At 71.5% G+C, this 6,673-nt stretch carries 5 protein-coding genes and 2 pseudogenes; 4 read left to right on the top strand and 3 right to left on the bottom strand.

All coding sequences use genetic code 11. The features are described from left to right. Positions 1-820, top strand: an 820-nt coding sequence (locus FMEAI12_RS32295) for a GGDEF domain-containing protein (protein ID WP_146776820.1), incomplete at its 5' end; no start/stop codon positions are given. Between the two features lie 123 nt (positions 821-943). Here FMEAI12_RS32295 and FMEAI12_RS32290 read toward each other — a convergent pair. Both FMEAI12_RS32290 and FMEAI12_RS38910 read right to left on the bottom strand, forming a co-directional pair. Beyond that, entirely contained in the window at positions 944-1,831 is an 888-nt protein-coding gene (locus FMEAI12_RS32290; protein WP_112108976.1) for a helix-turn-helix transcriptional regulator, read from the bottom strand. Positions 1,832-1,898: 67 nt separating this feature from the next. Next, positions 1,899-2,033, bottom strand: a pseudogene (locus FMEAI12_RS38910) (IS5/IS1182 family transposase); the annotation flags it as partial. A 204-nt stretch (positions 2,034-2,237) separates the two neighbouring features. On the opposite strand from FMEAI12_RS38910, the gene FMEAI12_RS36370 reads away from it, so the two are divergent. Then, on the top strand, positions 2,238-2,654 hold the full coding sequence (locus tag FMEAI12_RS36370) for a hypothetical protein (RefSeq protein ID WP_131627542.1): 417 nt from the start codon (positions 2,238-2,240) through the stop codon (positions 2,652-2,654). A 50-nt stretch (positions 2,655-2,704) separates the two neighbouring features. Then, positions 2,705-4,069 carry a sorbosone dehydrogenase family protein gene (locus FMEAI12_RS32275; protein ID WP_112108974.1) on the top strand — a complete coding sequence of 455 codons (1,365 nt, stop codon included), beginning with the start codon at positions 2,705-2,707 and terminating at the stop codon, positions 4,067-4,069. Positions 4,070-4,132: 63 nt separating this feature from the next. On the opposite strand, the gene FMEAI12_RS32270 is transcribed toward FMEAI12_RS32275, so the two are convergent. Further along, positions 4,133-5,041: an SAM-dependent methyltransferase gene (locus tag FMEAI12_RS32270; protein ID WP_112108973.1), complete on the bottom strand. Its 909-nt coding sequence runs from the start codon at positions 5,039-5,041 to the stop codon at positions 4,133-4,135. 219 nt (positions 5,042-5,260) lie between these two features. On the opposite strand from FMEAI12_RS32270, the pseudogene FMEAI12_RS32265 reads away from it, so the two are divergent. Continuing rightward, positions 5,261-6,673, top strand: a pseudogene (locus FMEAI12_RS32265) (ATPase); the annotation flags it as partial.

Genomic DNA, 6,673 nt, shown 5'->3' with positions numbered 1-6,673 from the left:
CCCCGAGGGCCCCGCTCCGCCCAGCCCGCGGGCGATGTGGGCCCACGCCGCGTTGCCCTACGCCGCGCTCACCGCCGCGGGCCTGCTGATCCTGGGCAAGCTGACCACCGGTGCCCGCCTCGACCGGTTCGAGACCTACGGCATGATCACACTGCTGGTGCTCGCCCTGCTCCGGCAGATGGTCACCCTCGCCGAGAACACCCGGCTACTCGCCGAGATCCGGGAACGCGAACGGCAACTGCACCACCAGGCGTTCCACGACCCGCTGACCGGCCTGGCGAACCGGACACTGTTCACCCGCCGGCTGCAACGAGCCCTCATCCAAGGCACCGACAGCGACACCACCCACACCCCCGCCGTCACCTCCGGCGAGGACACGGTGTCCGTCCTGTTCCTCGACCTTGACGGCTTCAAAAAGGTGAACGACACCTTCGGCCACGCCGCCGGCGACGAACTCCTCCAGATCAGCGCCGACCGGCTACGCGCGGAAACCCGCGCGATCGACACCGTCGCCCGCCTCGGCGGTGACGAGTTCGGCGTCATCCTCGACGGCGGCGGCCCCGACGACCCCCGCCGCATCGGCGAACGGCTCGCCACCGCCATCCAGGCCCCCTGCCTGCTGGCGGGGCGGCCCTACACCCCCCGCGCCAGCCTCGGCCTGGTCACCCTCGACAGCACCAGCACCAGCACCCGACCCGCCACCCCCGACATCCTGATCCACCAGGCCGACCTGGCCATGTACACCGCCAAACGCGCACAAACCGGCGGACTCGTCATCTACCAACCCGACCCGTCCACCCCCACGACCATCACCAACTGACCCATCACCGACCGCCACGACCGATCCACAGGTAGTCGGACACTCCGGCACCTGATCCTCCTCGCAGCGGGATCAGGCGCCGGTCGTCTGTCCGGCTCGAAGGGCACCGTCGTGGGTAACGTGTCAGTCTGCCTGTCCATGGGACCTGGCGCGGCTCGCACCGTCCTTCGCCGTTGCGGCCCAGGTGGCCAGCAGTTCGAGGCCGTCACCCGAGGGTGTTTCCGCCTCGGCGGTGTAGATCACGATAGCCAAGGTGTCCTCGCCGGGAAGTCCGAGAGCCTCGTGGGCGAGTTCGAGCTCGCCGATGGCGGGATGGCGGAAGCGTTTCGTGCCGTGACGGTGCACGAAGACGTCCTGCGCAGCCCACCAGGTGCGGAAGGGCTCGCTGCGCATGGAAAGCTCGCCGATGAGGTTCATCAGCTGCCTGTCATGAGGGTCCCTGGCTGCTGCGGTACGCAACGCACCGACGGACTCACGGGCCACCTTCTGCCATTCCGGGTAGAACGCCCGTGTGTACGGATCGAGGAACGCGAACCGCATAGAATTCACCGGCTGCGTCGCGGTGGTGAACACGGGCGAGTAGAGGGCCCGGCCCAGCGGGTTGGCGGCGAGGATGTCGAAGCGGTGGTTGCACAGGAGCGCGGGCACGCCGGTCATCGAGTCCAGGACGCGGCGGATGGCGGGCCGGATCTTCGGTACGCTCTCGCACCGGCGGGTGCGCGCCGCAGCCGGGCTGGCGGCGCGGGCCAGGTTGTACAGGTGCGCGCGTTCGACCTCGTCGAGCCGCAGCGCGCGGGCGACGGCGTCCAGGACGCTGTCGGAGACCCCGGAAAGGTTGCCGCGTTCCAGGCGGGTGTAGTACTCGACGCTGACGCCGGCGAGCACGGCGACCTCACCACGGCGCAGCCCGGCCACCCGGCGGTTCCCGTAGGCGGGAAGTCCGGCCTGACCGGGGCTGATCCTGGCCCGACGTGAGGTGAGGAACGCGCGGACCTCACTGCGGTTGTCCATCCCTCCAGGCTAAGTACCACCTCTGGTGGTTGGGGGTCTCTGCCATTACCCCCCTTGATGGTGACTCCCTCCCCGGGCGGCCATAAGCGATCCGGTCCCCACCGCGCTGGGCGACCAGGCGGACCAGCCGGCGGAACCGGGTCGGTTTCAACCCGGCGAATGGAAAGATCCACTGAGGGTCAGCAGCGGAGACGACCTGCACCCCAACATGATCCGCCAGGCAGCCCCGGGTCCCCGCACGAGGTTACGAAACAGCCTTTGGCCCGGCCTGCCAGGCTCTGACGGGGCCTCCCAGGGCTGTATCGAGCCGCCTAGCGTGGAATGGCGTGCACGCAACCACGTCGGCCCCTAGCCAGGTCCCAGCGTCAGCGTCGGCGCGCCGACGCCGCGGAAGGAGACCGATGCGATGAGAGTCCGCCTGCCCCCGGCCGTCGTCCCCCTCACCGCCACAGTCGGCTTTGCCCTGGCCACATGCAGCCCGTCCGCTCCCGACCCGGCCGCATCGCCGATTCCGCTATCGCAATCGCCTCCCGTAACGACATCCGCCAGGCCGGATAGCCTTGCGGCTCCCGTCGCGTCCACCACGCTCCTAACCGCCCTGGACACGCCCTGGACTGTTGTGTTCCTCGGCGGCACGCCCCTCATCATCGAGCGCGACGACGGCATCATTCCCGAAGTTCTCTACTACGGGGCCCCTCTCGTCGTGGAAACCGGGGAGTGCGCGCGGCACGCCGGCGAGTCCGGGCTGTTAGGCCTCGCCCTCGACGGGCAGAACCGGCTCTACGCCGACTTCACCAGCGCCGAGCGACCCCGACATCAATAAAGGTCATTTTCCGAATTCGCGGTGTGCTCTCCCTGGTCTGAAGGGGTCCTATGACGATCCGGCGCCTTCCGTTGCTCGCGATGGCTCTCGCCTTCCTTCTGGCCGCCTGCGGGTCGGACTCCCCCGCTCCCGCCGCAACCACTCCGAGTCAGGGTGACCCGGCGCCCTCCGCCGCCGTGTCGGGGCTGGTACCGGTGACCCTCGCCGTCCCGGAGGGAATGGACGCCGCCCCGCTGAACACGCAGCGGCAGGCGCTCGTGCCCCCCGGCTGGACACTGTCTGTGTTCGCACGGGTCCCCTCGGCCCGGCAGGCCGCATGGGCCCCGGACGGCACCCTGCTCGTCTCGGTGCCGGAGAACGGCACCGTCGTCCGGCTGGAGCCCGACGGGCGAGGCACCGCAACCGTGTCCGCGCTGCTGACCGGGCTGAACCAGCCGCATGGGCTCGCCTTCTCCGGCTCGGCCCTGTACGTAGCGCAGAGCGACCGGGTGAACGCCTTCGCCTACGCGGCGGGACAGGCGACGAACCCGCGTCCGGTTGTCACGGATCTACCCGATGCCAGGAGCCCGGACCTGCGAGGCAGATACGCCCATGCGTTGAAAAGTGTCGCCGTGAGTCAGGACGGATCGGTCTACGTGTCCGTCGGATCCACCGGCAACATCAGCGCTGACGATCTCACCGCGACGCCGCCGCGGGCCTCGATCCTGCGCGTGCCACCCGGCGGCGGGCCACCGGAGCCGTTCGCCGTGGGCGTCCGCAACGGCACCGCCCTCGCCGTCGCCCCCGACGGCGCGGTATGGACCGCGGTCAACAACCGGGACAACATCCAGTTCCCGTACGACCGCCCCTACGGCGACGATCCGGGGTCGGCGCGAGGGCAGGTGATCGACGAGTATGTGCGTGACCATCCCGTCGAGCCCTTCGCGAAACTCACCCCCGGGCGGAACCTGGGCTGGCCGTACTGCAACCCCGACGCCGACGTGGACCCCGGTGTCCGCGGCTCCCGCCAGGACTTCTCCGACGTCCCGTTCACCCGCGACGTCCAGACGAACCCGGACGGGCGGATGCTCGACTGCGCGGCACTCCCCCCCGTGGAGCAGGCACTCCCCGGGCATTCCGCGCCGCTGGGCCTGTCGTTCGTCGACGGCGACCTGCCAGGCGGCTACGCCTCCGGCGCGCTGGTGGGCATACACGGCTCGTGGAACGCGTCACCCCCACGCGCCCCGGAAGTGTCGTTCTTCCCCTGGCGCAACGGCGACCTGGGCGGGCAGCAGACCCTGGTCGGCGGGTTCCAGACTGCGGACGGCTCTCGGTGGGGCCGTCCGGTGGCCGCGGTCGCGGGACCGGACAGGGCCGTCTACATCACCGACGACCAGGCCGACGCCGTGTACCGGCTGGCTCCCCCGGCGCGCTGAACCAGCCGCAGCGTCATCTACCAGACCTGGCCGAAATGGGTCTCGTCGCTGGCCAGACAGCCCTTAGGGGACGCGGGCGATGGCGCCGTAGACGTTGACGCGGCTGTCGGCCAGTTCCTCAGGGACGTCCTTCTCGGCGTGCCAGCGGTGGACCGGCACGACACCCGGCTCGCCGAGGTCGAGGCCGGTGAGGGAGCCCTCGACCTCGACCCGGGAGCGTGGGGTCAGCGCGATCCCGCGTGCCTGGTAGACGGCCGAGACCCGCTCCGCCTCCTCCGGCGCGAAGTCCCCGGTGGCGTGGGTGAGCGCCACGTAGCTGCCCGGCGGGAGGATCTCCGTGTAGCGGCGGACCAGGCCGTACGGGTCGTCCGACTCAGGGATGAAGTGCAGCACGGCGATCAGGGAGAGCACGAGCGGCCGGTCGAGGTCGAGAGTCTCGGCCAGCTCGGGCGAGGCGAGGATCTTCTCCGGCTCGCGCAGGTCGGCGTCGAGGTAGGCGGTGCGGCCCTGCCGGGTACCGGTCAGCAGGGTGCGGGCGTGCGCGAGGACGATCGGATCGTTGTCGGCGTAGACGATCCGGGCGTCCGCGGCGGCCTCCTGCGCGACCTCGTGCAGGTTCGGGGAGGTCGGGATGCCGGTGCCGATGTCGAGGAACTGCCGCAGCCCCAGCTCCCTGACGAGTCTCCGGGTCGCGCGGTGCAGGAACGCCCGGTTCTCACGCGCCCCGGTCCGCATGTCCGGGAAGATGGCCAGCGTCTGCTCGGCGGCCTCCCGGTCAGCCGGGAAGTTGTCCTTGCCGCCCAGGAAACAGTCGTACACCCGAGCCGAGTGCGGAACATCGATCTTCAGATCGGCCGGGGTGAGCTGTTCTGTCACAGGCGTGAACCACGGCCTCGCACCGGACGCTCCGGCCTCGGCATCGGCATCGGCATCGGTCACCGTGCACAAACCCCCACGTTCCGGCGCAACCATCTGGAATCACCCTGACGGGCAGCCGGCCACCTTCCCCGCAAGACCACGGCAGACAGCGTGCGGCTCGCCGGGAGGCGTCGGGCTGTGAGGCGTCGGGCTGCACCCCTTGGCGGTGACGCGTGGTTAGCATCCACCCGGATTCGGGTAGCGGAATCTCAAGGGGATGCCCTCGCGGAACGGAGGGCTGACGTGGCATCGGCCTGACGAGGGGGTCCGCGGATGCGCCTTCCGGGCAGTCGATCGGTATGGCATCTGCCGGCCGCCGTCCTCCACACCCTCACCCCACCCCTGTTCGACCGGTTCGAACCGCGCACGGAACCCGGCCGGCGCGACCGCGTCGCCGGCCGAATGACGAGCTTCGAGGTAGGCGGAGCCTCCGGGCCGGAGGGCGAGACCCGCTGCCGGGCGCTGGAAGAGGCGCTCGGGCGTCACCCGGGGGTCGCCTGGGCTCGGGTGAACGCGCCGCTGAAGCGCGTCCTGATCGGCCTGGTCGATTCCGCGCCCACCGCGGACGAGCTGGCCACCGCCGTGAGGCAGGTGGAGGGGGTGACGGCCGAGCCGAGCGTTGACGTGCTGCCCGGCGGCTTCACCGGACCGGTCCGCCGGTCGGGGATGGCCCTGGCCGCCGACGCGGCGGCGCTGGCACTGGCGTCGGTGGGTCGGCTCAGCCGGTGGGCGTCGCTCCCCGCCGAGCTCGCCTCGCTGGTCACGCTCGTCGACACCCAGCCCCGGCTGCGCTGTCAGCTGGAACGGGTCCTTGGCCAGGACAATGCCGACCTCGCCCTCGCGGTGGCCAACGCGGCCGCCCTCGGCCTGACGCAGGGATATGTCAGCCTCGGTACCGACGTCGCCTACCGACTCCTGGCCCTCGACGCGGCACGCGCCCGCCGGGATGCGTTCGCGGCCGTGGCGGACGAACTGCTGGGCCGCCCCGAATGGGCCGGGGCGCGACCGGTGGTCGTCGAACGGCCGCGACCGCTGCCGGCCGGCCCGATCGAGCACTATGCGGATGTCGCCGTGCTCGGCGGGCTGGCGGCCGGTGCGGCCGCGGCCGGCCTCACCCGCACCCCGCGCCGGGCGGCCGCTCTCGCCCTCACTGCGCTGCCCCGCTCGACCCGGCTCGGCCGCGAGGGATTCGCCCTCCAGCTGACCCGCGTGCTCGCCCGACGCGGCGCGCAGGTGATGTCCCCGGCCGCACTGCGGTTGCTCGACCGCGTCGACACCGTCGTCGTCGATCACGACGTCCTGGTCAGCGGCCAGCACACCATCGGTGACATCGTGTCGTTGCCTGGCGCCGACCCGAGCGAGGTGGCCGTCCGCTCCCACGCGCTGTTTCGTCCCGCCGACACCACTGCCCGCGTGAGCCGGGACGGCTGGACGCTCGGCCCGGTGGAACGGTTGGCCATCCGGGGCCGCACCGGGGTGCGGGAGCGGCGCCGGCTGGCCGCGGCGGGGGCGGTGACCGTGCTCGGCCTCGCGCAGGGCACGAGGTTGATGGCGCTCGTCGGGCTGGTGCCCGAGCGTGTGGAGGCCAGCGAGCAGTTCCTGGCCGCCTGCCGCCGTTCCGGCTGCGCCGTGTTCGTGGCCGGCGGCCCGGAGGGTGGGCCGAGCGGGCGGACGCCCTGGGACGGG

Origin of the sequence: Parafrankia sp. Ea1.12 (assembly GCF_900465275.1) — a bacterium.
Classification (GTDB): domain Bacteria; phylum Actinomycetota; class Actinomycetes; order Frankiales; family Frankiaceae; genus Parafrankia; species Parafrankia soli.
Note: the sequence above shows the minus strand (reverse complement) of the source record. Positions and strands in the feature narration are given on the sequence as shown.